Source organism: Pseudomonas sp. LA5, assembly GCF_028640825.1.
In the GTDB taxonomy this organism is placed as follows: Bacteria; Pseudomonadota; Gammaproteobacteria; order Pseudomonadales; family Pseudomonadaceae; genus Chryseomonas; species Chryseomonas aestiva.
Genome location: NZ_JAQYZY010000018.1, coordinates 212,672 through 237,613, shown reverse-complemented (window position 1 = coordinate 237,613; position 24,942 = coordinate 212,672). Strand labels below are relative to the sequence as shown.

Here is a 24,942-nt window from a genome sequence, read left to right as displayed (position 1 = left end):
CATGGAGATCAGACAGATGTTTCTACTCAGGCCCCTGGCCGCCCTGACGCTGGCCCTCGTGGCCACCAACGCCCTCGCCCAGAACAGCACCGCCCTCGTCCAGCAGGACGGCACCAACGGCACCCTCACCCTGGACCAGAGCGGCGCCGGCAATAGCGCGTCCCTCTATCAGCTGCAGGGCGAAGGCAACGCGATCAGCGTGGTCCAGACCGGCGCCAGCAGCGCCACCATCACCCAGGGCGGCGACATCTACGGCTATGCCCAGGGCAATGTGGCGACCCTGCGCCAGGAAGGCGGCAGCAGCGTCCACACCCTGGCCCAGGACGGCTTCGGCAACCAGGCCACCATCAGCTCCGTGGGCAGCAACAGCGGCACCCTGGTCCAGTCGGCCTCCAGCGCCCAGCTGACCCTGGAGCAGAACGGCGACAACAACCAGGTGCGCGTCGACCAGAGCGGCGATGCGGTGACGGCGACCCTCGCCCAGTCCGGCACCGACAACCGCATCGATCTGACCCAGCAGGGCTACTCGGTCGACACCGTGGAGCTGACCCAGCGTGGCCAGGCCAATGTCGCCACGGTGCTCTCCTCCGGCAAGTTCAACGAACTGACCTTTACCCAGGACGGCAATCGCAACACCCTGAACGTCGACCAGGCCGGCCGCGGCAATCGCTTCAGCGGCAGCTCCACCGGCGACGACAACCTGGCCAGCGTCACCGTCCAGGGTGACAGCAACCAGACCAGCATCGTCCAGAGCGGCAACGGCAACGAGGCGCGCCTCGACGTCACCAGCGCCATCAGCACGGCCAGCGTCAGCCAGGTCGGCGACAGCAACCGCGCGAGCATCCTGCAGACCTCGGCCAACTTCAACGGCTTCAACGACAGCGCGCGGATCTCGCAGAGCGGCTTCGGCAACAGCGCCACCATCAACCAGCGGTGACGCGCGCCGCCTGGCTGCTCGCGGCCCTCCTGCCCCTGGCGGGCGGCGCCGCGGCCAGCGCCCGCCTGGAGTTGCAGCCGCAACCGGCGGGCGCTCAGGTGCAGCTGTGCTTTACCGGCGAAGACGCACCCCTGAGCTACGAACTCGTCATCGAATTGCACGGACCGGGTGGTGTCGCCCGCACCCGTCAGGCCGGCGCGGCCAGGGGTGACGGTTGCCCGGTCACCACGCGCCTGGGCGCCGCACCGGGCAGTCTGATCGAGGCGACGCTGAGTTGGCAGCGGCAGGGACAGGCGCAGCCTGTCATCGAGCGCCGGCTGCAGCTGTAGCTCAGCCTGGTGGTTCCACGTGGAACCGTGGCTACAGGGTCAGCGGCAATTCCAGCGGGGTCTGCTGCCGCGCCGCCAGGCGCTGCTGGAATTCGGCCGGGTCATGGATCAGCACGTCCTGGCCGGCAAAGGCCTGGGCGGCGATCAGTCGCGATAGCCAGAAGCGCACGCAGGCGACGCGCAGGAGCACCGGCCACAATTCGGCTTCCCGCGGCGTGAAGTGACGATCGGCGGCATAGGCCGCCAGCAGCGCCCGAGCGCGCGGCAGGTCCAGGGCGCCGCTCTCGGTGGAGCACCAGTCGTTCACCGTGATGGCGAGGTCATAGAGCATCCAGCCGGAACTGGCATTGTAGAAGTCGATGACGCCCGACAGCCGGGGGCCGTCGAACATCACGTTGTCGCGGAACAGGTCGCCGTGCAGATTGGCCTCGGGCAACGGTGGCTGCTCGCTCAGCAGCTCGCGGATCTCCCCCAGGGTGCGCTCCAGCAGCGGCCGGGCCGTGGCGTCCAGGCCCGGCGCCAGGCGCTCGCCTTCGGCCAGCATCCAGGCCAGGCCGCGATCACTGGCGCGCTCGATGCGGCGCTCGCCGGCGGTGGCCCGGTGCAGATGGCCCAGCAGGTGGCCGACTTCGCCGCAATGATGGGGATTGGGCGCACGCTCGTGGCGGCCGGCCAGGCGCGGTTGCAGCAGCGCCGGCTTGCCGGCCAGCTGGCGCAGGGCCTGGCCATCCTGGGTGCGCACCGCATAGGGCACCGGCAGGTCGGCGTCGTGGAGGACATCGAGCAATTCGATGAAGAACGGCATCTCCGCCACCGGACCGCGTTCCACCAGGGTCAGGACGAATTCGCCGCCTTCCAGGCTGATGAAGTAGTTGGTGTTTTCCGAGCCCTCGGCGATGCCCCGGAAATCCCGCAGCCGGCCCAGGCCATAGGGCGCGAGAAAGGCTTCGAGGGTGGGACGATCAAGGGGCGTGAAGACGGACATGACAGGGCCTGGCGGAGGAATGTGCGAGCGGCGCGCAGTTTACCGGTCCAGGCGCCTTGCGCCTACCAGCTGAACAGGCGCCAGCTGGGGACGTGCAGGATCGGCTTGTCGTTGGCGGCGGTGCTGCTGCCATCGGCGGGCACCAGCTCGTAAGGCGCGCCATGCTTGGGGATGACCCGGGTGGATTGCAGTACCCCGCGGATGCGCGTCTCCTCGATGGTCTGGTCGCCGGCCTGGTAGCGGATCACCTTGATCTCGTCAGGCAGGGGCTTTTCCCCCGGTGGCAGCGGTTCCGCGGCCTGGACCAGCGGCGCCAGCAGCAACGCGGCGAAGAGGAAGCGACGAGCACCCATGGTAACCTTTGACCTTTTGAACGGAGCGAGTGGTCGATTCTAGAACCCGGCCCAGTTGTCGTCGAGACTGGCCGGACAGACGCCGCACACGCCACGACAAAGGTTTAGACCATGAGCCACGCCCCTCTCGTCCTGGTGGACGGTTCCTCCTATCTCTATCGCGCCTTCCATGCCCTGCCGCCGCTGATGACCTCCACCGGCAAGCCGACCGGCGCGGTGAAGGGCGTGCTCAACATGCTGCTCTCGCTGCGCCGCCAGTATCCGGACAGCCTCTTCGCGGTGGTCTTCGACGCCAAGGGCCCGACCTTCCGCGACGAACTCTTCGCCGACTACAAGGCCCAGCGCCCGGCCATGCCCGACGACCTACGCGGTCAGGTCGAGCCGCTGCACGCCTGCATCCGCGCCCTGGGCCTGCCGCTGCTGGCCGTCGAAGGGGTGGAAGCCGACGATGTCATCGGCACCCTCGCCCGTCATTGCGCCAGCGCCGAGCGCCCGGTGGTGATCTCCACCGGCGACAAGGACATGGCCCAGCTGGTCTGCCCCTATGTCACCCTGGTCAACACCATGAGCGGCAGCGTACTGGACGTGGAAGGGGTCAGGACCAAGTTCGGCGTCGGTCCCGAGCTGATCATCGACTACCTGGCGCTGATGGGCGACAAGATCGACAACATCCCCGGGGTACCCGGGGTGGGCGAAAAGACCGCCGCCGGCCTGCTCAACGGCATCGGCGGTGGCCTGGATACCCTCTACGCCAACCTCGACGCGGTAGCCGCCCTGCCCCTGCGCGGCGCCAAGTCGCTGGCCGCCAAGCTGGATCAGCATCGCGAGCAGGCCTACCTGTCCTACCAGCTGGCGACCATCAAACTGGACGTGCCGCTGGAACTGACCTTCGACGAGCTCAAAGTCGGCGAGCCCCATGTGGAAGCCCTGATGGCGCTCTACCAGGAACTGGAATTCAAGTCCTGGCTGGATGACCTGATCCGCGACACCAAGCGCCAGGGCGCTCCCCTGCCGCTGGCCGAGGACGCCGCCACCACCCAGGTGGAAACCCACTACGACACGGTGCTGGAACAGGCCGACTTCGACGCCTGGCTGGCGCGCCTGCAGGCCGCCGACCGCTTCGCCTTCGACACCGAGACCACCAGCATCGATGCCCAGCGCGCCGAGCTGGTGGGGCTGTCCTTCGCCGTGGCGCCGGGCCAGGCCGCCTATGTGCCGCTGGCCCACAGCTACATGGGCGCGCCGACCCAGCTCGCGCTGGAGCCGGTGCTGGCCGCGCTGAAGCCGCTGCTGGAGGACCCGGCCAAGCTCAAGATCATGCAGCACGGCAAGTACGACCTCAATGTGCTGACCCGCTACGGCATCACGATCCAGGGCATCGCCTTCGACACCATGCTCGAATCCTACGTACTGGACGCCACCGCCACCCGCCACGACATGGACAGCCTGGCGCTCAAGTACCTGGGCCACAGCACCATCCGCTTCGAGGACATCGCCGGCAAGGGCGCCAAGCAGCTGACCTTCGACCAGATCGCCATCGAGCAGGCCGGACCCTATGCCGCCGAGGATGCCGATGTCACTCTGCGTCTGCACGAGACGCTCTGGCCCAGGCTGGAAGCCATCCCCGGCCTGGCTGGGGTCCTGCGCGACATCGAGATGCCGCTGGTGCCGTCGCTGGCGCGTATCGAGCGCAACGGCGCCCTGGTGGATTCGGCGCTGCTCGGGGTGCAGAGCCGCGAGCTGGGCGAGAAGATGATCGCCCTGGAAAAGGAGGCCTATGAACTGGCCGGCCAGGAATTCAACCTGGGTTCGCCCAAGCAGCTGGGCGAGATCCTCTTCGTCAAGCTGGGTCTGCCGGTGGTCAGCAAGACCGCCTCCGGCCAACCTTCCACCGCCGAGGCGGTGCTGCAGGAACTGGCCGACCAGGACTTCCCGCTGCCCAAGGTGCTGATGCAGTACCGGCAGATGAGCAAGCTCAAGAGCACCTACACCGACAAGCTGCCGCAGCAGATCAATCCGCGTACCGGCCGTATCCATACCAGCTACCACCAGGCGGTGACGGCGACCGGCCGGCTGTCTTCCAGCGACCCGAATCTGCAGAACATCCCGATCCGTACCGCCGAGGGCCGGCGCATCCGCCAGGCCTTCGTCGCGCCGAAAGGCTATCGCCTACTGGCGGCGGACTATTCGCAGATCGAGCTGCGCATCATGGCTCACCTGGCCCAGGACGAAGGCCTGCTGCACGCCTTCCAGAACGACCTGGACGTGCACCGCGCCACTGCCGCCGAGGTGATGGGTGTGCCGCTGGAAGAGGTCAGCAACGAGGATCGCCGCCGCGCCAAGGCCATCAACTTCGGCCTTATCTACGGCATGAGCGCCTTCGGCCTGGCCAAGCAGATCGGCGTCGGCCGGGCCGAGGCCCAGGCCTATATCGATCGTTATTTCCAGCGCTATCCCGGCGTGCTGGCCTACATGGAGCGCACCCGCGCCCAGGTGGTGGACCAGGGCTATGTGGAGACCCTCTATGGCCGCCGGCTGTACCTGCCGGACATCCACTCCAAGAACCAGGGCCTGCGTCGCGCCGCCGAGCGGGCGGCGATCAACGCGCCCATGCAGGGCACCGCGGCGGACATCATCAAGCGCGCCATGATCGCCGTGGATGGCTGGCTGCAGTCGACCCCGGAGCTGGACGCCCGGGTGATCCTGCAGGTACACGACGAACTGGTGCTGGAGGTCCGCGAAGACCAAGTGGAGCGCCTGCGCGAAGGCCTGCTACCGCTGATGAGCGGTGCCGGCGAGCTGGACGTGCCACTGCTGGTGGAGTCGGGGGTGGGTGGCAATTGGGACGAGGCGCACTGATGGGCGCTGGAGGTTGGGATCGTTGGGCTTCGCAGGCTCAGCCCAACCTACGGGTCCTGTCACCCTCGGTCGCGTGGAAAACGGCGTAGCCTTTTCCACCTGAGGATTGAGTGCCAAGGGTACCCTCACCCCGGCCCTCGCCCTGAGGGAGAGGGGCGGTTTGGAGCGTGGCTTTGGCACCGCGACCTCGTAGCGTGGAAAACGGCGCCGCCTTTTCCACCTGAGGATTGAGTGCCAAGGGCACCCTCACCCCGGCCGTCTCCCTGAGGGAGAGGGGGCGGTTTGGAGCGTGGTTTTGGCACCGCGACCTCGTAGCGTGGAAAACGGCGTAGCCTTTTCCACCTGAGGATGGGGCGCCGAAGGTGCCCTCACCCTAGCCCTCTCCCAGAGGGAGAGGGGATACGGCTTCAGCGCACCACGCCTTCCTCGCGCAATACCTTGAAGATGGCGGCCGCTGCCGTTTCCGGGGTCAGGTCCTTGAGGACCTGGCCACCATCGCCGGAGGCCTTGGCCGTGGCGGCCTTGAAGCGGTCGGCGGCGGTCTTGGCCTTGATCACCTTGAGGCGCTTGGGACGGGCCTTGGCCGGTTGCAATTCGCCGTTTTCGAACAGGCTGTCCTGCACGATCTCGATGGTCTCCACCTGCAGCTCGCCACGCCGGGCCGGGCCGAAGGCGCTTTGCCGCGGCGCCGGAGCGGCGCTGTCGACACTGGCGACAAAGGGCAGCCGTACCCGCAGCCGCCGGCGCTGACCGCGCGGCAGGGCTTGCAGTACGGTCGCCTGGCCACCTTCCACGGCTTCCACCGCGGCGAGGCCGACCACCAGCGGCCAGCCGAGGGTCTCGGCTAGCAGATAGGGCAGCAGACCCGAACCTTCGCCGGTTTCCGCCTGGCTGCCGGTCAGTACCAGGCCGGCACCGACCTCGCGCAGGGTCTCACCGAGGGCTGGCAGGGCATCGGCGCCCGCCGGTTGTTCCAGTACGTGCAGGGCCGGCACACCCATGCCCAGATAGCCGCGCAGGGCCTCTTCGGCGGGATCACCGGCGTGCAGGACGCGCAGCTTGTCGCCCACCAGGCGCAGGCCGAGTTCGACGGCGCGGGCATCCTGTTCCGCCCGCCGGGCACGCCCGGAAGTGGGATGGGCGCCAACGGACACCAGGGCCACGACCTTGACGCCGTCCAGCGACGGCAGCTTCTGCTCAAGCGACATCCTGCAACTCCCCTGCCCGCTGTTGTTCGACCAGCCGCGCCAGGGCGGCCAGGATGGCGTCACCGTTGCCGATCACTGACAGATCGGCACGCTTGACCATGTCGCAACCCGGATTGGTGTTGATGGCGATGACCTTGTCGCAACTGGCGATGCCCTGCAGGTGCTGCACGGCGCCGGAGATGCCCACGGCCAGATAGACCCGGGCGGTGACCCAGGTCCCGGTGGCGCCGACTTGGCGGTTGCGCGGCATATGGCCGTCGTCTACCGCCACCCGCGAGGCGCCCTCGGTGGCGCCCAGTAGCGCGGCGGTGCTGTGGAAGAGATCCCAGTCGCGGATGCCGTTGCCACCGGAGAGGATGAATTCGGCCTCGGCCAGGGGAATCTGCATGGGGTCGACAGCGACCGGGCCGAGGTCCTCGATGCGTGGCAGGTGGCGGGCGATATTGCCGCTCAGGGTTACCGGCAGGACCTCGTGACGGGTCTCGCCGACCGGCTCCGCGCACTCCGGCAGGGCCAGGACCAGCCTCGGCAGCGGCTGCTGCAGATCCTGGCGACCGGCCCCGGCACGGCCGATGACCAGGTTGTCCTTGACCTGCCAGACGCGGGTGGCGGGGCGCTCGTGCAGAGCGGCGCCCAGGCGCCGACCCAGTTCGCCGCCACCACTGCGGCTGTCGGGCAGCAGCCAGTGACGCGGCTGCAGTTCGTTGTTCACCGCGCGCAGCGCCAGCACCCGCTGTTCGGGGGCATAGCCCTGGAATTGCTCGCCGTCCAGATGCAGCAGGCGATCCACCCCGGCGGTATCGAAGGCCGTTTCCTTGACCTCGCCAAAGACCACTGCCAGCACGGCGCCCTCGGCGCCGGCCAGTTGCCGGGCCAGGCCCAGCAGGTCACGGTCATGGGCGGTCAGGCGACCACTGACCAGATCCGGCACCACGGCGATGTAGAAGGCCGGTTCGGCGATCCGGTGCAGCGGCAGCTGTTCTTCCACCGCCTGGGCGGCGCCACGACGGCCACCGCCCTGCTGGGCGCCGCTGCGGTCGATACGCTTGACGCCCTGGGGGCCGACGAAACCGGCGGCCGCGGCGTGGGGATTCTTGCGGACCAGGCCGTTTGGCCCCATCCAGCGGCTTTCGGCATCGGCGCTGCTGGCGATGCTCGCATGCAGCGGATGCAGACGGTTGCGCGCGATCCACTCGCGGCGCGGGTCGCGACGAATGATGCTCATGCTGGGCGCTCCGTTTGGAAATGGCAGGTGAGGCGCGCGGTGGGCCCCTCACCCCAGCCCTCTCCCCTGAGGGGAGAGGGGGTAAAAGCGGTGAACACCGGGACTTGTCTGGCACACCTGATCATCCCCTCTCCCCGCGGGGAGAGGGCTAGGGTGAGGGGGCCCCGACGCCCGCTCACGACAGGGCCTCCGCGACCGGCCGCCGGGCGGCGGCCGGCTTGCTGTCCACCGGTGCCTCGACGATGGCCTCGGCCACCAGCTCGGCGATGTCCTTGATCTCCGGACGCGGGGCGACCACGCCTTCCAGCATCAGGGTGCACTGGGGGCAGCCCACGGCCACCAGCTCGGCGCCGGTTTCCTGGATGTCGGCCATGCGCATGTCGGGAATCCGCTGCTTGCCGGGGATGTCGGTGATCGGCGCGCCGCCGCCACCGCCGCAGCAGCGCGAACGAAAGCCGGAACGCTCCATCTCCTTGACCGCGATACCCAGCGCCTTGAGCACCGCGCGCGGCGCCTCGTACTCGCCGTTGTAGCGGCCCAGGTAGCAGGGATCGTGATAGGTGATGGTGGCGCCCTGCTCGGCCAGGGCGTGCTGGCCCAGGTGCAGGGTGCCGCGGCTGAGCAGGGTCTCGATGAAGGTGCTGTGGTGCTGCACCTGGTAGTGGCCACCCAGGTCGCCGTATTCGTTCTTGAGCATGTGGAAGCTGTGGGGATCGCAGGAGACGATGGTCTGGAAGCGATACTTGCCCAGGGTCTCGATGTTGCGCCTGGCCAGTTGCTGGAAGGTCGCCTCGTCGCCCAGGCGACGGGCAACGTCACCACTGTCGCGTTCTTCCAGACCGAGCACGGCGAAGTCCACCTTGGCCGCCTTGAGCACCTTGACGAAGGCGCGCAGGGTGCGCTGGTTGCGCATGTCGAAGGCGCCGTCGCCGACCCAGAACAGCACCTCGGCCTGGCCCTTGTCCTGCATCAGCGGCAGGTCCAGGTCGGCGGCCCAGTTCAGGCGGCCACCAGGGGCGAAGCCGCCGGGGTTGTCGGTGGCGATGAGATTTTCCAGCACCTCGGCGCCCTTGTTCGGCGTCTCGCCGCGTTCCAGGGTCAGGTGCCGACGCATGTCGACGATGGCGTCGACGTGCTCGATCATCATCGGGCATTCCTCGACGCAGGCACGGCAGGTGGTGCAGGACCAGAGGGTCTCGGCGTCCACCAGGGCCTTGCCCTGACGCGCGACGATAGGCAGGTGCGGACCGCCGGCGTGTTCGCCGACCGGCTGGCCCGGATAGGGTGAGCCGAAGTAGCGGGCATCGCTGCCGCCCTTGAGGCCGACGACCATGTCCTGGATCAGCTTCTTGGGGTTGAGCGGCTGGCCGGCGGCGAAGGCCGGGCACATGGCCTCGCAACGACCGCACTGGACGCAGGCGTCGAAGCCGAGCAGCTGGTTCCAGGTGAAGTCGGCGGGCTTTTCCACACCCAGCGGCGCCTTGGGATCGTGCAGGTCCAGCGCCTTGAGGCCGCTGGAGCGGGCGGCGCTGGCGTTGTGCGGGGTGCTGAAGCGCTCGGCGCGGCGGTGCCAGGCCAGGTGCAGGGCGCCGGCGAAGGCGTGCTTGATGGGACCGCCCCAGGTCATGCCGAGGAACAGCTCGGACACGCCCCAGGCCACACCGACCGCCAGCACCGCGGCCAGAATCCAGCCCCCGAAGTCCGGCGGCAGGATGCCGGCGACCGGCAGGGTGGCGATGAAGAAGCTCGCGGCAAAGGCCAGCAGGCTCTTGGGCAGGCGCATCCAGGGGCCCTTGGACAGCCGCGCCGGTGGGTTGCGGCGGCGCTTGGCGACAAACAGGGCACCGGTGAACATGCAGGCGGTGGCCGCCAGCAGCGCCCAGCCGAGGATGCGGCTGTGCAGGCCGAAGCCGTGCACCAGGATGGCCAGCAGCGCCGCCAGGACGAAACCGCCCGCGGTGGCCACGTGGGTCTTGGAGATGTACTTGTCGCGGTCGACCACGTGGTGCAGGTCCACCAGGTAGCGCCGCGGCATCTTCAGCAGCCCGCCGAGCCAGTCGACCTCGGCCGGACGCCCTTGCCGCCAGAGGCTGAAGCGGCGCACGGCGCCGATCACGGTGAGGGCCAGGGCGGCGAAGAGCAGGATGGGGAGGATGGTGTTCAACATCGATCTATCCTCACAGGGCGGGCCCCGCAGGCGCGGCCGGGGTAGCGAAGCGCCGGGGCCGCAGAAGGTGAGCTATCGCGGCCATGGGCCGCTCCTACGAGGTACGTTCGGAGCCTGTAGGAGCGGCCCATGGCCGCGAATTTTCAAGCAGCGATTAGGCCGTCTTAGAAGTCCTTACACAGGCGCAGGGCATCGTAGATGGCGGCGTGGGTGTTGCGCTGGGCCACGCAGTCGCCGATCCGGTAGAGCAGGTAACCGTTGCCGGTCTCGCCGAGCGCCGGCTGTGGCTCGATGGCGAACAGCGCCTCGATGTCCATCTGGCCCTTGTTGCGCGAGTCTTCCTTGAGGGCGTAGTAGAGGCCCTCGTCCGGGCGTACGCCGTTCTCGATGACGACCTGGTCGACCACGCGCTCCTCGCGGGCGCCGGTATATTCGTTCTCCAGTACCGCGATCTTCTTGTCGCCCTCGGCGTAGACCTTTTCCAGCATCAGGTCGCCGGTCATGATCACTTCCTTGGGATAGAGGCTGCGGTAGTAGGTCGGGAAGGTGGTCCCGCCAATGGCCACGCCCGGCTTGATGTCGTCGGTGACGATCTCGACCTGGGCGCCCTTGTCGGCCAGGTAGTCGGCCACCGACATGCCGGTGAATTCGCAGATGGTGTCGTACACCAGCACGTTCTTGCCCGGCTCGACCTTGCCCGAGAGGATGTCCCAGCTGCTGACGACCAGACCGTCGGCGGCGTGCCAGTGGTCGACCTGTTCCAGGAAGGGATGGCCGCCGTTGGCCAGGATGACGATGTCCGGGCGCAGGTCGAGGATGGTCGCCGGATCGGCAGCGGTGCCCAGACGCAGGTCGATGCCCAGGCGCGTCAGCTCCAGCTGGTACCAGCGGGTGATGCCGGCGATCTGGTCGCGCTGCGGCGCGCGGGAGGCCAGGGTGATCTGGCCGCCGAGCTGCTCCTGCTTCTCGAACAGGGTGACGTCATGGCCACGCTCGGCGGAGACGCGCGCGGCCTCCATGCCTGCCGGACCGCCGCCGACGATGACCACCTTGCGCTTGGGCCCGGTGGACTTCTCGATGATGTGCGGCAGGCCCATGTATTCGCGGCTGGTGGCGGCGTTCTGGATGCACAGCACGTCCAGGCCGTTGTACTGGCGGTCGATGCAGTAGTTGGCGCCGACGCACTGACGGATCTGGTCGATCTGACCCATCTTGATCTTGGTGATCAGGTGCGGATCGGCGATGTGAGCGCGGGTCATGCCGACCATGTCGACGTAGCCGCCCTCCAGAATGCGGGTGGCCTGGTTCGGGTCCTTGATGTTCTGGGCGTGCAGCACCGGCACGTTGACCACTTCCTTGATGCCCGCCGCGAGGTGCAGGAAGGGCTCCGGCGGATAGGTCATGTTGGGAATGACGTTGGCCAGGGTGTTGTGGGTATCGCAACCCGAGCCGACCACGCCGATGAAGTCGAGCATGCCGGTGTCGCTGTAGTACTTGGCGATCTGCTTCATGTCGTCGTGGGACAGACCGTCCGGGTGGAATTCGTCGCCGGTGATGCGCATACCGACGCAGAAGTCGTCACCGACCTCGGCGCGCACGGCCTTGAGCACCTCCATGCCGAATCTCATGCGGTTCTCGAAGCTGCCACCCCATTCGTCGGTGCGCTTGTTGACCCGCGGCGACCAGAACTGGTCGATCATGTGCTGGTGCACGGCGGACAGCTCGACGCCGTCCAGGCCGCCGGCCTTGGCCCGGCGCGCGGCCTGGGCGAAGTTGCCGATCACCCGCCAGATCTCTTCCGGCTCGATGGTCTTGCAGGTGGCGCGGTGCACGGGCTCGCGGATGCCCGACGGCGACATCAGGGTCGGCCAGTGGCCGCCGTCCCAGCGCGAACGACGCCCCATGTGGGTGATCTGGATCATGATCTTGGCGCCGTGCTTGTGCATGGCGTCGGCCAGATTCTGGAAGTGCGGAATGATGCGGTCGGTGGAGAGGTTGACCGAACTCCACCAGTGCTGCGGGCTGTCGATGGCGACCACCGAGGAACCCCCGCAGATGGCCAGGCCGATGCCGCCCTTGGCCTTCTCTTCGTAATACTTGACGTAGCGCTCGGTGGTCATGCCGCCGTCGGTGGCATAGACCTCGGCATGGGCCGTGGAGAGTACGCGGTTGCGGATGGTGAGCTTGCCGATCTGGATCGGCTGGAACATTGCTTCGAAGGCCATGACCTTCTCCTCGATCGGCTGGTGCGCGGTCTTGAGCCGCGCTCTTGCTCTGGGGTGTCGCTGGGGTGGCGGCGAGCGGGTCGGCGGCCACCCGGGGGCGCGGCGTTACTTCGGCCGGGTGACGAACAGGCCGTCGTCGTGGCCTTCTTCGGAACCGCTGTATTCCTGGACGGTGACGGTGCGGATGGCACTGCCCTTGGCGGCCAGGATCTGGTCGATGGCGCCGGAGAACCAGCCGGTGAACATGTAGTCCACCTTGCGATTGACCTTGCCGTAGACGTAGACGAAGGCGGAATGCTTGAGCTTGACCTCGGCGTAGCCGGTGTCCAGGTCGAGCTTCTGGGTCTCGAACAGGCCCCAACCGCGCTGCGACAGGCGCTTCATGTAGTGCTCGAACACCGCGGCGCCATGGATGCCATGGCATTCGGCTTCCTTCTCGCACCAGTGCCAGGCGGACTTGTAGCCGGCCTTGTAGAGGATCTCGGCGTACTTGTCGGCGCCCAGGACTTCTTCGATGCCCATGTGGTTGTTGACGAAGAAGTGCCTGGGTACGTACAGCATCGGCAGGGCGTCGGTGGTCCAGACGCCGGTTTCGTCGTCGACCTGGATGGGCATTTCGGGGGCGTGGCTGGCCATGTGTGGAGCTCCGATTCGCTAATACGTATCTAAAAAAAGGTGTGGGTGAATGCCTGTGGAGCCGTAGCGAGCGCGCCGCTGGCAAGGAGCCCCGCAGCGCCAGGTGAGAGCAGTACCGAGGTACGGCGAACCTGGCGCGAGGACGCGACGCCGCTAGCGGTGTGCGCAGTAGGCTCCAGAGGTATTCACTACTCGCCCCAGACTTCGCCGAGGATGCGCATCCAGTTCTCGCCCATGACCTTGCGCACGGTGCGCTCGGGCATGCCGCGCTTGAGCAGGGTCTCGGTCAGGTTGGGGAATTCGCCCACGGTGCGGATGCCCAGCGGGTTGACGATCTTGCCGAAGCTGGTCAGGCGACGGGCGTAGCCCTTGTCGTGGGTCAGCCACTCGAAGAAGTCGTGGCCGTGGCCCTGGGTGAAGTCGGTGCCGATGCCGATGGCGTCTTCGCCCACCAGGTTCATCACGTACTCGATGGCCTCGGCGTAGTCGTCGATGGTCGAGTCGATGCCCTTGGCCAGGAAGGGGGCGAACATGGTCACGCCGACGAAGCCGCCGTGGTCGGCGATGAACTTGAGTTCCGCGTCCGACTTGTTGCGCGGATGCTCTTTCAGGCCGGACGGCAGGCAGTGGGAGTAGCAGACCGGCTTCTTGGATTCGAGGATGACTTCCTCGCTGGTCTTGGAGCCGACGTGGGAGAGGTCGCACATGATGCCGACGCGGTTCATCTCGGCGACGATCTCGCGGCCGAAGCCGGACAGACCGCCGTCGCGCTCGTAGCAGCCGGTGCCCACCAGGTTCTGGGTGTTGTAGCACATCTGCACGATGCCCACGCCGAGCTGCTTGAAGATCTCGACGTAGCCGATCTGGTCTTCGAAGGCATGGGCGTTCTGGAAGCCGAACAGGATGCCGGTCTTGCCCTGGGCCTTGGCCTGGCGGATCTCGGCGGTGGTGCGTACCTGGACCACCAGATCGCTGCACTCGCGGATCAGCTTCTGGCTCGCCGCGATGTTGTTGACCGTCGCCTGGAAGCCCTCCCATACCGAGACGGTGCAGTTGGCGGCGGTCAGGCCACCCTTGCGCATGTCTTCGAAGAGTTCGCGGTTCCACTTGGCGATGATCAGCCCGTCGATGACGATGCTGTCAGCGTGGAGTTCGGTGGCATTCATGACAGGCTCCGGCGTTGGTCTCGCGCCGGAACGGGTGCCGGCGATTCGAGGCCAGCATAGCCCCGGGGTCCTGGCCGACCGGATGCAAAAACGACAGGGGTATCACCAGAAGCGTCAGTGACCGGATCGGCCTACCCCGGCGGCAGGCCCGCGACCGCCGCCGCGGACTCCGGCGCCGACGACCGGTGCGGCCGGTCTTCCCGCGGACTCAGGCCGAAGCGCTGGCGGTAGCAGCGGGAGAAATAGGACGCGGACTCGAAGCCGCAGGCCAGGGCGACGTCCAGCACACTGGCCTCGCCCTGCTGCAGCAGCTGGCGCGCCCGATCCAGGCGCAGCTGCAGATAGAAGGTGGAGGGGGTCGTCTGCAGATGGAGGCGGAACAGCCGCTCCAGCTGGCGGCGGGTCACCTGGATGCCGGCGGCCAGTTCCAGGGTGCCCAGGGGTGTCTCGGTATGGCGCTCCATGCGCTCCACCACCCGGATCAGCTTGCGGTTGGCGATGCCGTAGCGCTGCGCCACCTGCAGCCGCTGGTGCTCGCGCGGCGGGCGGATGCGCCCGAGCACGAATTGCTCGGAGACCTGCACCGCCAGTGCGCTGCCGTGGCTGCGGCCGATCAGCTCCAGCAGCAGGTCGAGACTGGCCGTGCCGCCGGCGCAGGTGATGCGACCGCGGTCGATCTCGAACAGCTCGCCGGTCACTTCCAGTTGCGGCCAGGCTTCGCGAAAGGCCGCCACCGCCTCCCAGTGCAGGGTGATCCGGTGGCCGTCCAGCAGCCCGGCGCGGGCCAGCACCAGGGCACCGGTGTCGATGCCGCCCAGGGGATGGCCGTGGCGGGCGACCTGGCGCAGCCAGCTGGCGAGGTCGTCGTCGTAATGGGCCAGGGGCTCGAAACCGGCCACCACGAACAGGGTGGTGCCCGGCTCCAGGGCGTCGAGGCCGCCGTCGACATTGACCGACATGCCGTTGCTGGCGGTCACCGCCGCGCCCTCGCGACCGAGGATGCGCCAGCCATAGCTGCCCGGACGAAAGCGATTGGCTACCCGCAGGGGTTCCAGGGTGGCGATGAAGCCCAGGGCGGAAAAGCCGGGCAACAGGAGAAAGGCAAAGGACTGCGGCATGGGTGGGGCGTCCCTGGTAACGATTGGCTTGTGCAAGCAAGAAGGTCGCCAGGGTGCAAATTCCGGTCGTCGGGCTGCACATGACCGCGGGGCGAGGCGCCTAGGGTAGAAGGCAACCGGCAGTCATCCCCGCCCGCCGCCCCAGGGAGTTCGCCATGCCCAACAAGACCCTCAGCACCACCCTCCTCGCCTGCGGCCTGCTGGCCGCCACCCTCGGCAGCGCCCGCGCCGCCGATCCCGACAGCTGCCAGACGGTGCGGATGGGCATTGTCGGCTGGACCGACGTGGTCGCCACCAGTGCCCTGGCCGAGGTCATGCTCGAAGGCCTCGGCTACGGCGTGAAGCCGACCACCGCCTCCCAGCAGATCATCATGGCGGCCATGGGTGACAAGAATCTGGACGTGTTCCTCGGCTACTGGCAGCCGACCATGCAGCCGGTGGTGCAGCCCTTCGTCGACAAGGGCCAGGTCAAGGTGCTGACCCCGCCGCTGCTGGCCGATGCCCAGTCCACCTTCGCGGTACCCGAGTACGTCTACGAGGCGGGCCTGAAGACCTTTGCCGACATCGCCCGCTTCAAGGACAAGCTCGGCGGCAAGATCTACGGCATCGAGCCGGGCAGCGGCGCCAACCGTGGCACTGCCGAAATGATCAAGACCGACCGCTTCGGCCTCAAGGACTTCCAACTGGTGGAATCCAGCGAGGCGGGCATGCTCACCGCCGTGCGCCGGGCCGAGAAGCGCAAGGAGTGGATCGTGTTCTTCGGCTGGAAGCCGCACCCGATGAACCTGCAGATCAAGATGCGCTACCTGACCGGCAGCGAAGACGTCTTCGGCCCCAACGAAGGCCAGGCCACGGTCTCGGTGGTCACCACCGCCGACTATCCGCAGCGCTGCCCCAACGTCCAGCGGCTGCTCGGCAATCTGCACATGGACAGTGCCGAGGTCAGTGCCGTGATGGCGCCCATCCTGGAGCGCACCGCGCCCAAGGACGCCGCCCGCGCCTGGCTCAAGGACCACCCGCGACGCCTCGACGCCTTTCTCCAGGGCGTGACCACCCGTACCGGCCAGCCCGCCGCTGCTCTCAAGCTCTGATCGCCCAAGGACAGACCCCATGAACACCGATGTCATCGTCACCTGCGCCCTGACCGGCGCCGGTGATACCGTAGGCCGCAATCCCCATGTCCCCGTTACCCCGGCGCAGATCGCCGCCGCCGCCCTGGAAGCGGCCCGCGCCGGCGCCACCGTGGTGCACGCCCATGTGCGCGATCCCGCCACCGGCAAGCCGAGTCGCGACGTGGCCCTCTATCGCGAGGTGGTCGAGCGCATCCGCGAGGCGGACGCCGAGATCGTCATCAACCTCACCGCCGGCATGGGCGGCGACCTGGAGATAGGGCCGGGCGAGACGCCCACCGACTTCGGGCCCGGCTCGGACCTGGTCGGCCCCCTTACCCGCCTGCTGCATGTCGAGGAATTGCGCCCGGACATCTGCACCCTGGATTGCGGCACCCTCAACTTCGGCGACGGCGACTTCATCTATGTGTCCACCCCCGCGCAACTGCGGGCCGGGGCCAGGCGCATCACCGAACTGGGGGTGAAGGCCGAGCTGGAGATCTTCGACACCGGTCACCTCTGGTTCGCCAAGCAGCTGCTCAAGGAGGGTCTGCTGAAGGATCCGCTGTTCCAGCTGTGCCTGGGCATTCCCTGGGGCGCCCCGGCCGATACCACCACCATGAAGGCCATGGTCGACAACCTGCCGGCGGGCGCCTGCTGGGCCGGCTTCGGCATCGGCCGGATGCAGATGCCCATGGCCGCCCAGGCCATGCTGCTGGGCGGCAACGTTCGCGTCGGCCTGGAAGACAATCTCTGGCTGGACCGGGGTGTCCACGCCACCAACGGCAGCCTGGTGGAGCGGGTCATCCAGATCATCGAGCGGCTGGGCGGGCGCGCCCTGAGCCCCGCCGAAGGGCGGGACCGGATGCAGCTGGGAGGTGCCCGATGAGCGCCGTCTTCGCCGCCCTCGGCACCGGCGTGATCGGTGCCGGCTGGATCGCCCGCGCCCTGGCCCGCGGCCTTACGGTGCGCGCCTGGGACCCGGCACCCGGCGCCGAGGCCGCCCTGCGCATCCGCCTGGCCAATGCCTGGCCGGCCCTGGAGGCCCAGGGCCTGGCACCCGCTGCCAGCCTGGAGCGCCTGAGTTTCCATACCGACCTGGACGCCGCGGTGGCCAGCGCCGACGTCATCCAGGAAAGCGCCCCCGAACGCCTGGAGCTCAAGCGCGAACTGCATGCCCAGGTCAGTCGCGCGGCCCGGCCCGACGCCCTGATCTGCTCCAGCACCTCGGGCCTGCTGCCGAGCGACTTCTATGCGGAGGCGCTGCACCCCGAGCGCTGTCTGGTGGGCCATCCGTTCAATCCGGTCTATCTCCTGCCGCTGGTGGAGGTGGTGGGTGGCCGCCAGACCTCGGCGGCCAACCTGGAGCGCGCCGAAGCCTTCTATCGCGAGCTGGGCATGCGACCGCTGCGGGTGCGCAAGGAGGTGCCCGGCTTCATCGCCGATCGCCTGCTCGAAGCGCTCTGGCGCGAAGCCCTGCACCTGGTCAACGACGGCGTCGCCACCACTGGCGAGATCGACGACGCCATCCGCTATGGCGCCGGCCTGCGCTGGTCGTTCATGGGCACCTTCCTGACCTACACCCTGGCCGGCGGCCCGGCGGGCATGCGCCACTTCATGCAGCAATTCGGTCCGGCGCTGAAGCTGCCCTGGACCTACCTGGAAGCCCCGGAGCTGACCGACGGCCTGATCGACGCCGTGGTCGAGGGTACCCAGGCCCAGCAGGGCGATCTGGAACTGGCGGCGCTGGAGCGCTATCGCGACGACTGCCTGCTGGCGGTGCAGGCGGCCATCGCCGACTGCAAGACGCGCCACGGGATTCGGGACTAGGAGCGGCCATGATCATCCATCGCACCCCGGTCGCGCCCGAGTGGGTCGACTACAACGGCCACCTGCGCGACGCCTACTACCTGCTGATCTTCAGCCACGCCAGCGACGCCCTGATGGACGCCATGGGCCTGGACGCCGCCGGCCGCGCCGCCAGCGGGCACTCGCTGTTCACCCTGGAGTGCCACCTCAACTTCCTCCATGAAGTGAAGGCGGATGCCCGGCTGGAGGTGCGGGTGAGATTCCTGGCGCTGGACGCCAAGCGGCTGCACCTGCACTTCGGCCTCCATCACCAGGGCCAGGCCGACCTGCTGGCCGCCTCCGAGCAACTGCTGCTGCACGTCCACCTGGACGGCCCCCGTTCCGCGCCCTTCGCGCCACGGGTGCACGACTGGCTGGCGACCCGGCTGGCGGCGCAGCGGGACGAGCCCTGGCCGGAGCATGTCGGGCGGGTCATCGGCCTGCCTCCGCCCCGCCCATGAAGGCGCCGCCGCTGTCGGCGGACATGGCCGCCTTCGTCGCGGCCAGCCAGGCCTTCGCCACCATCGATCCGGACCTCCGGGCACAGCGCCAGGCCTATGCGCGGCTCTGCGCCGCCCTGGCGCCGGCTGATTACAGGGGCCTGGCGGTCAGCGATCACCGCGCTGGCGCCGTGCCGTTGCGGCTGGTGGCGCCGCGGGAGTCCGCCGCTGACCGCCCCGCCCTGCTCTATCTGCACGGCGGCGGCTGGATGCTCGGCGACCTGGATTCCCATGGCTTTCTCGCAGCACGGCTGGCGCAACGACTGGGACTGGCGGTGCTGCTGGTGGACTATCGCCTGGCGCCCGAACACCCCTATCCCGCCGCCCTGGACGATGCCTGCCAGGCCTGGGACTGGTTGCAGCAGCAAGCCTTGACCCTGGGGCTGGACCCGACCCGGCTGGCGGTGGCCGGCGACAGTGCCGGCGGCGCTCTCGCTGCCGCCCTGTGCCTGGCGCTGCGGCAGCAGAGGCGTGCCCAGCCGCGGGCCCAGGCATTGATCTATCCCGCGCTGACCGCACGGATGCTGCCCAGCGAACGCCGGCAGGCCCAGGCGCCGCTGCTGAGCGCCGCCGACTGGCGGGCGTGTCTGGATGTCTATCTGCCCCGCCCGGCGGAGCGCCGCGAGCCTCTCGCCCTGCCGTTGCAGGCTGGCGATTTCAGCGGGTTGGCGCCGGCCCTGGTCGCCGTGGCCCAGCGCGATCCCCTGGCCGACCACGGCCGCGCCTATGCCGCTGCCCTGCGTGGCGGCGGGACGCCCTGTCGCCTGTGGCAAGGTGCCGGTCTGTTGCACGGCGCCCTGCGCGCGCGGGGCCAGAGGGCCGAGGCCCTGCGCGAGGCCCTGGAGCGCTTTCTCGCTGGCGAATTGGGCACCCTGCCCACCGCTGACCTGGCAAAAGACAAAAAAAAACCTCAACCGCTGGAGACGGAAGAGGTTCAAACGCCCTGATGGGCCTCAGTGTGTAACCGGGGGTTGCTCGACTCTGGTGGCGAACAACCGGAAAATGTCGTTGATAGGCGCCATTCTAACGGCGAACCTCGCCCTTGACCCTGCGGCAGATTGTCCGGGCAGGGCGTCGTAATAAATCTACATTGCCTGGGCAGACGGCGAGGCGCTTTCCAAAAACGACATCCGGCTATGCGGCGACGCCAGCCCGGCTTGCCGTCTGCGACACCAGTGGGAGAATCCAGGCATTCCACCGGAGAGGGCAGCACCATGATGATCGCCGACTTGATCGACCAGGACGACTTCCGCGACCGCCTGCGTGCGCTGGGTTTCAATGTGACGCCCGCGGCGACCGCGGACGAGGCCTGTCGCCAGGCGGTGACGGGCCTCAACCAGGAACGCGCCCAGGTCTTGCGGCAACTGATCCAGGAATTGCTATCGGGCAGCGCGGCGCTGCTGCCGGCGGTGCGCCAGGCCATCGACCAGCAATTGCTGCCGGCCCTGGCCCCGACGCGTGCCTAGCGAACCCTAGGGCCGCAGCAGACTCAGCCGGCCCAGCAGCGGCAACCGTCCCAGGCCCCGCAACGGGGGCGTCAGCAGGCGCTCGCCCTGGCGGGCAAAGGCGGCGGCCAGCGGCGTGTGCAGGCCCAGGCTGATCACACCCAAGGCCAGGGCCAGCCCGCCGATATAGTCATCCGAGCCCCAGTGGGCGCCGGCCACCAGCCGCGGCAGCATGAACAGCACGGCCAGCGCGGCCACTATCAGTCGCCGTCCCCCGCGGGTGAAATGCGCCATGAACAGCGCCCACAGCAGCAGCACCGAGGCGTGATCGCCGGGAAAGCTGGCGCCGGATCTGTCCTTCAACTCCCAGCCGTGTTCCAGCCCGGGAAAGCGATCGCTGAGCAGATAGGCGCCGGCGAGCACATCGGACGGACTGGAATGCTGCAAACCCCAGGCTTCGATGCCCTTGGTCAGCAGGGTGCGCACGATCAGCAGGATCACCAGTAGACCGACGAAGGCCGCCAGCGCTGGCCGTACCTGCCGGGCCGGATAGGCCCAGTCGCCCCGGACCAGCAGCGCCAGCAGGATCAGGCCGACCAGGGCATCCACTGGTCGCAGGCTGAAAAAGGTCCAGAGATAGAGCCAGGCGCTGGACTGCGCCAGCGGGGCATTGAGGGAGTGGAACAACCTGGCGTCGAAGGCCAGCAACTGACTCCGAACGTCAGGGATCAGCCAGAGCAGCAGCAGGCCCAGGGCCAGCCCCTGGCATAGCGCCAGGCGGCGCCACTGCCAGGTGGAAGGGAAGAGTGGAGCGTTCATCGAGGTCTCTTTTCACGAAAATTTCACGAATAGACCCACTTGACCTCGATAACGTCACACTTTGTTACAGCCAGATGACGCAACAGTCCTTTGCATCCGCTGACTCAACCCAGGAAGGCCAGGGCCTCGTCTGCGACCAGCTCCGGTAATTCCTCCGCCAGGTAATGGCCACCCGGCAAGGCGCGCCCGCTGACCTGGGTGGCCACCTGGCGCCATTCGGCCAGCGGATCGAAGCAGCGCCCCACGGTGCCTTCGGCGCCCCAGAGCACCCGCAGCGGCAATTCCAGCCGGCGCCCGGCATCCAGGTCGGCCTGGTCATGCGCCAGGTCGATCCCGGCGCTGGCGCGGTAGTCCTCGCAGATGCCACGGGCGGTGCCGGGCAGGCTCAGGCAGCGCAGGTATTCGGCCAGCACCTCCGGCGGAAAGGGCGCCAGGCCGGCACTGCGGGTACCCATCACGCCCTTGAGATAGCCTTCCGGATCGGCTTCGATCAATCGCTCCGGCAACGGCGCCGGGCGGATCAGGAAGAACCAGTGCCAATAGGCCCGGGCGAAGGCCTCGTCGGTCTGCCGATACATGGCCAGGGTCGGCGCGATGTCCAGCAGCATCAGCCGCTCCACCGCCGCGGGATGATCCAGCGCCAGGCGATGGGCGACGCGGGCGCCACGGTCGTGGGCCAGCACGGCGAAGCGCTCGTGACCGAGCCGGCGCATCAGCGCGACGTTGTCCCGCGCCAGGGTGCGCTTGCTGTAGGCCTCGGCACCCGCGTCGGGCTTGGCGCTGTCGCCATAGCCGCGCAGGTCGGCGGCTACCAGGGTAAAGCGCTCGGCCAGCCGCGGCGCCACCTTATGCCACATGACATGGGTCTGGGGATGGCCGTGGAGCAGGAGCAGCGCCGGCCCCTGACCGCCGACGCGGCAATTGAGCTCGACGCCGCCGACGTCCAGCCGCCGCTGTTCGAAGCCCGCAAAGAGGCCGTCCATCTCAGGCCAGGGCCGCGGCGATGGCCTGTCCCAGGCTTTCGGTGGTGCCCTGGCCGCCGAGGTCGCGGGTCAGGGGCGCCTGCTCCGGCCCCTGGCGCAGCACGGCCTCGATGGCCGCCACCACGGCAGCGCCGGCTTCGGCATGGCCCAGATGCTCCAGCATCATGGCGCCGCACCAGATCTGGCCGATGGGATTGGCGATGCCCCGCCCGGCGATGTCCGGCGCCGAACCGTGCACCGGCTCGAACAGGCTGGGGAAGGTGCGCTCCGGATTGATGTTGGCCGAGGGCGCGATGCCGATGGTGCCGGTGCAGGCCGGGCCCAGGTCGGAGAGGATGTCGCCGAACAGGTTGCTGGCCACCACCACGTCGAACCAGTCCGGATGCAGGACGAAGTTGGCGGTGAGGATGTCGATGTGGAACTTGTCCACCGCCACGTCCGGATAGGCCTTGCCCATCTCCTCCACGCGCTTGTCCCACCAGGGCATGGTGATGGCGATGCCATTGGACTTGGTGGCCGAGGTCAGCTTCCTGCGTGGCCGCTGCTGGGCCAGGTCGAAGGCGAACTTGAGGATGCGGTCGGTGCCGTGACGGGTCATCACCGTTTCCTGGATCACCACCTCGCGCTCGGTGCCCTCGAACATGATGCCGCCGACGCTGGAATACTCGCCCTCGGTGTTCTCGCGCACCACATAGAAGTCGATGTCACCGGGCTGGCGATTGGCCAGGGGCGCCTTGACCCCGGGCATCAGCCGGCAGGGACGCAGGTTGACGTACTGGTCGAAGCGACGGCGGAATTGCAGCAGCGAGCCCCAGAGGGAGATGTGATCGGGCACCACGTCCGGCCAGCCGACGGCACCGAAATAGAGGGCGTCGTAGCCCTTGAGCGTTTCGAACCAGTCGTCCGGCAGCATCTTGCCATGAGCCTGGTAGTACTCGGCGCTGGCGAAGTCGAAGTGGTCCCACTGCAGTTCGATACCAAAGCGGCGGGCGGCGGCGTCCAGCACGCGGATGCCTTCGGGCATGACCTCCTTGCCGATGCCGTCTCCGGCGATGACCGCGATCTTGTGGGGCTTGGACGCTTGCATGGGCTTTCTCCGGCAGTCTGGATGGAATGGACCCAGTGTAGTCTCGCGCCGGAGGCGTACAATCCCGCTCCAGGGAAAGCCATTCTTAACCTGGGATCAAGAATCTTGTCCACTGATGACCTTGCCTTCTTCGTCCGCCTGGCTGGCCATCCCAGCCTGACCGCCGCCGCCCGGGAACTGGGTCTGTCGCTGGCGGCGGTGAGCAAGAGACTCACCGCCCTGGAGCGCCGGCTGGGCGTGCAGCTGATCCGCCGCACCACGCGGCGCCTGGACCTGACCCCGGAAGGCCTGCGCTATCTGGAAGGCGCACGCCCGCTGCTGACCCAGCTGGAAGACCTGGAAGCCGCGGTCGGCCGACCCGATGCGCCTCTCGCCGGGGTGCTCAATCTCAACGCCACCTTCGGCTTCGGCCGCCGGCACCTGGCGCCGCTGCTGTCGGACTTCGCCCGCCGCCATCCCGAACTTGAGCTCAACCTGTACCTCTCCAGCCATCCGGTGAATCTGCTGGACGGTCCCTTCGACCTGGACATCCGCGTCGGCGAACCGCCGGACGCCCGGGTCATCGCCCATCGCCTGCTGGACAACCGCCGCCTGCTCTGCGCTGCCCCCGCCTACCTGGCCCGGGCCGGCGTGCCGGAAAGCGTGGCCGACCTGGCGCGGCACAACTGCCTGGTGCTGCGCCAGGACGCGGGCGACTACGCCGTCTGGCGCTTCACCCGGGACGGCGAGCATTTCGCCCAGAAGGTCCGCGGCAGCCTGAGCAGCAACGATGGTGAGGTGGTGGTGCGCCTGGCGCTGGAGGGCCACGGGCTGATCCTGAGATCGGAATGGGACGTGGCCGAGCTGATCGCCAGCGGCGCCCTGGTGCCGCTGCTGACCGATCATGAGGCCTCGGCGGCGGCCATCTATGCGGTGCACCGCCAGCAGCGCCACGTGCCGCGCCGACTGTCCGAACTGATCCGCCATCTGGCGCAGGAGCTGCCCGCGCGGCTGGGACGCTAAGGCTGCACGAATCTTCCAGACCGACATCAGGTCAGTGACTAGACTGAAAGGCCCGAAAGCCCCCTTCTCTCGCCATGGCCGACGATCACTGGATCCAGCTGCAGCAGGACGCCGAGACCGGCATCGAGACCCTGCGCGCCCATTTCGAGGGCCATGCCTATGACCCGCACTGGCACGACGCCTATCTGGTGGGCTACACCGAGCAGGGCCTGCAGCAATTCCACTGCCGCGGTCAGCGCCACCTGAGTACCCCCGGGCAGGTCTTCCTGCTGGAGCCCGGTGAATTGCACGACGGCCAGGCGCCGGAGGCCGAGGGCTTCACCTACTCCATGCTCTATCTCGATCCCCAGTGGCTGGCGCGCGAGCTGCAGGGACTGCATGGCGACGGCCGGTCCCTGGGCGAGCCCGGCTTCGCCCGGACCCTGGTGGAGCAGGCCGAGCTGCATCGCGCCGTGGCCTGGGCCCATGAGGTCCTGAGTCGTCCGGAATTGCGCATCGTCCGCCAGAGCGCCCTCGATGCCCTGCTGCTGCGCCTTCTGCCGCACCTGCAATGGCGGGCGCCCCAGGCCGGCGATCCACGGCTGCCCCAGGTGGCCCTGCGCGCCCGCGACTTCCTGCAGGCCCATCATCACGAGGACATCGGTCTGGAGGAACTGGCCCAGGCCGCTGGCGTCGACAGATTCCGCCTGACCCGCGCCTTCAAGGCGGCCTTTGGGCTGGCGCCCCATGCCTATCTGGTGCAGCTGCGCCTGTCGCGGGCGCGCCGCCTGCTGGCCGACGGCCTGTCGCCGGCGGAGACCGCCGCCGCCCTGGGCTTCGCCGACCAGAGTCATCTGGGTCGCTGGTTCCGCCGCGCCTATGGCCTGACCCCGGCGGCCTATCGCGCGCGCTGCTCGAATCTTCCAGACCGCTAGCGGCAAGGCTTGCGACCCTGGTGGCTC

23 protein-coding genes are annotated in these 24,942 nt (G+C 68.3%); 11 read left to right on the top strand and 12 right to left on the bottom strand.

All coding sequences use genetic code 11. The features are described 5' to 3' along the window. Nucleotides 1-16: 16 nt before the first annotated feature. Together PVZ72_RS01755 and PVZ72_RS01750 are read left to right on the top strand one after the other, a co-directional pair. Nucleotides 17-937: a hypothetical protein gene (locus PVZ72_RS01755; RefSeq protein ID WP_273861054.1), complete on the top strand. Its 921-nt coding sequence runs from the start codon at nucleotides 17-19 to the stop codon at nucleotides 935-937. Continuing rightward, nucleotides 934-1,266, top strand: a complete 333-nt coding sequence (locus PVZ72_RS01750) for a hypothetical protein (RefSeq protein ID WP_273861053.1) — start codon at nucleotides 934-936, stop codon at nucleotides 1,264-1,266. The genes PVZ72_RS01755 and PVZ72_RS01750 overlap by 4 nt, the downstream gene beginning before the upstream one ends. A gap of 31 nt (nucleotides 1,267-1,297) precedes the next feature. Here the strand turns inward: PVZ72_RS01750 and PVZ72_RS01745 are convergent, their stop codons facing one another. Beyond that, the gene (locus PVZ72_RS01745; RefSeq protein WP_187980668.1) at nucleotides 1,298-2,251 is read right to left on the bottom strand and encodes a homoserine kinase; all 954 of its coding nucleotides are present in this window, start codon (nucleotides 2,249-2,251) and stop codon (nucleotides 1,298-1,300) included. A gap of 62 nt (nucleotides 2,252-2,313) precedes the next feature. Further along, on the bottom strand, nucleotides 2,314-2,604 hold the full coding sequence (locus PVZ72_RS01740; protein ID WP_273861052.1) for a DUF2782 domain-containing protein: 291 nt from the start codon (nucleotides 2,602-2,604) through the stop codon (nucleotides 2,314-2,316). 111 nt (nucleotides 2,605-2,715) lie between these two features. On the opposite strand from PVZ72_RS01740, the gene polA reads away from it, so the two are divergent. Continuing rightward, nucleotides 2,716-5,463 carry a DNA polymerase I gene (polA, locus tag PVZ72_RS01735; RefSeq protein WP_273861051.1) on the top strand — a complete coding sequence of 916 codons (2,748 nt, stop codon included), beginning with the start codon at nucleotides 2,716-2,718 and terminating at the stop codon, nucleotides 5,461-5,463. Nucleotides 5,464-5,870: 407 nt separating this feature from the next. Here the strand turns inward: polA and etfB are convergent, their stop codons facing one another. The 7 genes from etfB to PVZ72_RS01700 all read right to left on the bottom strand — a co-directional run bounded on the left by etfB (nucleotide 5,871) and on the right by PVZ72_RS01700 (nucleotide 15,208). Continuing rightward, nucleotides 5,871-6,644 (bottom strand): electron transfer flavoprotein subunit beta, encoded by a 774-nt coding sequence (gene etfB, locus PVZ72_RS01730; RefSeq protein WP_187981277.1) that lies wholly within the window; start codon nucleotides 6,642-6,644, stop codon nucleotides 5,871-5,873. Nucleotides 6,645-6,660: 16 nt separating this feature from the next. Continuing rightward, nucleotides 6,661-7,896: an electron transfer flavoprotein subunit alpha gene (gene etfA / locus PVZ72_RS01725; protein ID WP_273861050.1), complete on the bottom strand. Its 1,236-nt coding sequence runs from the start codon at nucleotides 7,894-7,896 to the stop codon at nucleotides 6,661-6,663. A 175-nt stretch (nucleotides 7,897-8,071) separates the two neighbouring features. After that, a complete protein-coding gene (gene dgcB, locus PVZ72_RS01720) occupies nucleotides 8,072-10,063 on the bottom strand; it encodes a dimethylglycine demethylation protein DgcB (RefSeq protein ID WP_273861049.1) in 1,992 nt (663 codons plus the stop codon). Between the two features lie 164 nt (nucleotides 10,064-10,227). After that, nucleotides 10,228-12,288, bottom strand: coding sequence for a dimethylglycine demethylation protein DgcA (dgcA, locus tag PVZ72_RS01715; protein WP_187980671.1), 2,061 nt, complete (start codon nucleotides 12,286-12,288; stop codon nucleotides 10,228-10,230). 105 nt (nucleotides 12,289-12,393) lie between these two features. After that, nucleotides 12,394-12,924, bottom strand: a complete 531-nt coding sequence (locus PVZ72_RS01710) for a DUF5943 domain-containing protein (RefSeq protein WP_007160248.1) — start codon at nucleotides 12,922-12,924, stop codon at nucleotides 12,394-12,396. Between the two features lie 188 nt (nucleotides 12,925-13,112). Beyond that, on the bottom strand, nucleotides 13,113-14,090 hold the full coding sequence (locus tag PVZ72_RS01705; protein WP_017641587.1) for a dipeptidase: 978 nt from the start codon (nucleotides 14,088-14,090) through the stop codon (nucleotides 13,113-13,115). Nucleotides 14,091-14,221: 131 nt separating this feature from the next. Next, nucleotides 14,222-15,208 (bottom strand): GlxA family transcriptional regulator, encoded by a 987-nt coding sequence (locus tag PVZ72_RS01700; protein ID WP_273861048.1) that lies wholly within the window; start codon nucleotides 15,206-15,208, stop codon nucleotides 14,222-14,224. 155 nt (nucleotides 15,209-15,363) lie between these two features. Between PVZ72_RS01700 and choX the strand changes: the two genes are divergently transcribed. The 6 genes from choX (at nucleotide 15,364) to PVZ72_RS01670 (ending at nucleotide 20,131) form a co-directional block, all read left to right on the top strand. Then, nucleotides 15,364-16,299: a choline ABC transporter substrate-binding protein gene (gene choX / locus PVZ72_RS01695; RefSeq protein ID WP_273861047.1), complete on the top strand. Its 936-nt coding sequence runs from the start codon at nucleotides 15,364-15,366 to the stop codon at nucleotides 16,297-16,299. A 19-nt stretch (nucleotides 16,300-16,318) separates the two neighbouring features. Then, entirely contained in the window at nucleotides 16,319-17,206 is an 888-nt protein-coding gene (locus PVZ72_RS01690; protein ID WP_058791816.1) for a 3-keto-5-aminohexanoate cleavage protein, read from the top strand. Next, nucleotides 17,203-18,147, top strand: a complete 945-nt coding sequence (locus tag PVZ72_RS01685; RefSeq protein ID WP_273861046.1) for an L-carnitine dehydrogenase — start codon at nucleotides 17,203-17,205, stop codon at nucleotides 18,145-18,147. The genes PVZ72_RS01690 and PVZ72_RS01685 overlap by 4 nt, the downstream gene beginning before the upstream one ends. A gap of 8 nt (nucleotides 18,148-18,155) precedes the next feature. Further along, nucleotides 18,156-18,626, top strand: coding sequence for a thioesterase family protein (locus PVZ72_RS01680; RefSeq protein ID WP_273861045.1), 471 nt, complete (start codon nucleotides 18,156-18,158; stop codon nucleotides 18,624-18,626). Continuing rightward, on the top strand, nucleotides 18,623-19,612 hold the full coding sequence (locus PVZ72_RS01675) for an alpha/beta hydrolase (RefSeq protein ID WP_273861044.1): 990 nt from the start codon (nucleotides 18,623-18,625) through the stop codon (nucleotides 19,610-19,612). The genes PVZ72_RS01680 and PVZ72_RS01675 overlap by 4 nt, the downstream gene beginning before the upstream one ends. Before the next feature lie 267 nt (nucleotides 19,613-19,879). Further along, nucleotides 19,880-20,131: a hypothetical protein gene (locus PVZ72_RS01670; RefSeq protein WP_064309107.1), complete on the top strand. Its 252-nt coding sequence runs from the start codon at nucleotides 19,880-19,882 to the stop codon at nucleotides 20,129-20,131. Between the two features lie 6 nt (nucleotides 20,132-20,137). Here PVZ72_RS01670 and PVZ72_RS01665 read toward each other — a convergent pair whose 3' ends face one another. From PVZ72_RS01665 to PVZ72_RS01655, 3 genes are all read right to left on the bottom strand, one after another. Continuing rightward, nucleotides 20,138-20,929 (bottom strand): phosphatase PAP2 family protein, encoded by a 792-nt coding sequence (locus PVZ72_RS01665; RefSeq protein ID WP_273861043.1) that lies wholly within the window; start codon nucleotides 20,927-20,929, stop codon nucleotides 20,138-20,140. 104 nt (nucleotides 20,930-21,033) lie between these two features. Beyond that, nucleotides 21,034-21,912 (bottom strand): alpha/beta fold hydrolase, encoded by an 879-nt coding sequence (locus PVZ72_RS01660; protein WP_133860312.1) that lies wholly within the window; start codon nucleotides 21,910-21,912, stop codon nucleotides 21,034-21,036. A 1-nt stretch (nucleotide 21,913) separates the two neighbouring features. Then, on the bottom strand, nucleotides 21,914-22,999 hold the full coding sequence (locus PVZ72_RS01655; protein WP_273861042.1) for a tartrate dehydrogenase: 1,086 nt from the start codon (nucleotides 22,997-22,999) through the stop codon (nucleotides 21,914-21,916). A gap of 105 nt (nucleotides 23,000-23,104) precedes the next feature. On the opposite strand from PVZ72_RS01655, the gene PVZ72_RS01650 reads away from it, so the two are divergent. Continuing rightward, nucleotides 23,105-24,001, top strand: coding sequence for a LysR family transcriptional regulator (locus PVZ72_RS01650; protein ID WP_263258534.1), 897 nt, complete (start codon nucleotides 23,105-23,107; stop codon nucleotides 23,999-24,001). Between the two features lie 74 nt (nucleotides 24,002-24,075). Then, complete coding sequence (locus PVZ72_RS01645) at nucleotides 24,076-24,915, top strand: AraC family transcriptional regulator (RefSeq protein WP_273861041.1); 840 nt, start codon at nucleotides 24,076-24,078, stop codon at nucleotides 24,913-24,915. The last annotated feature ends 27 nt before the right edge of the window (nucleotides 24,916-24,942 follow it).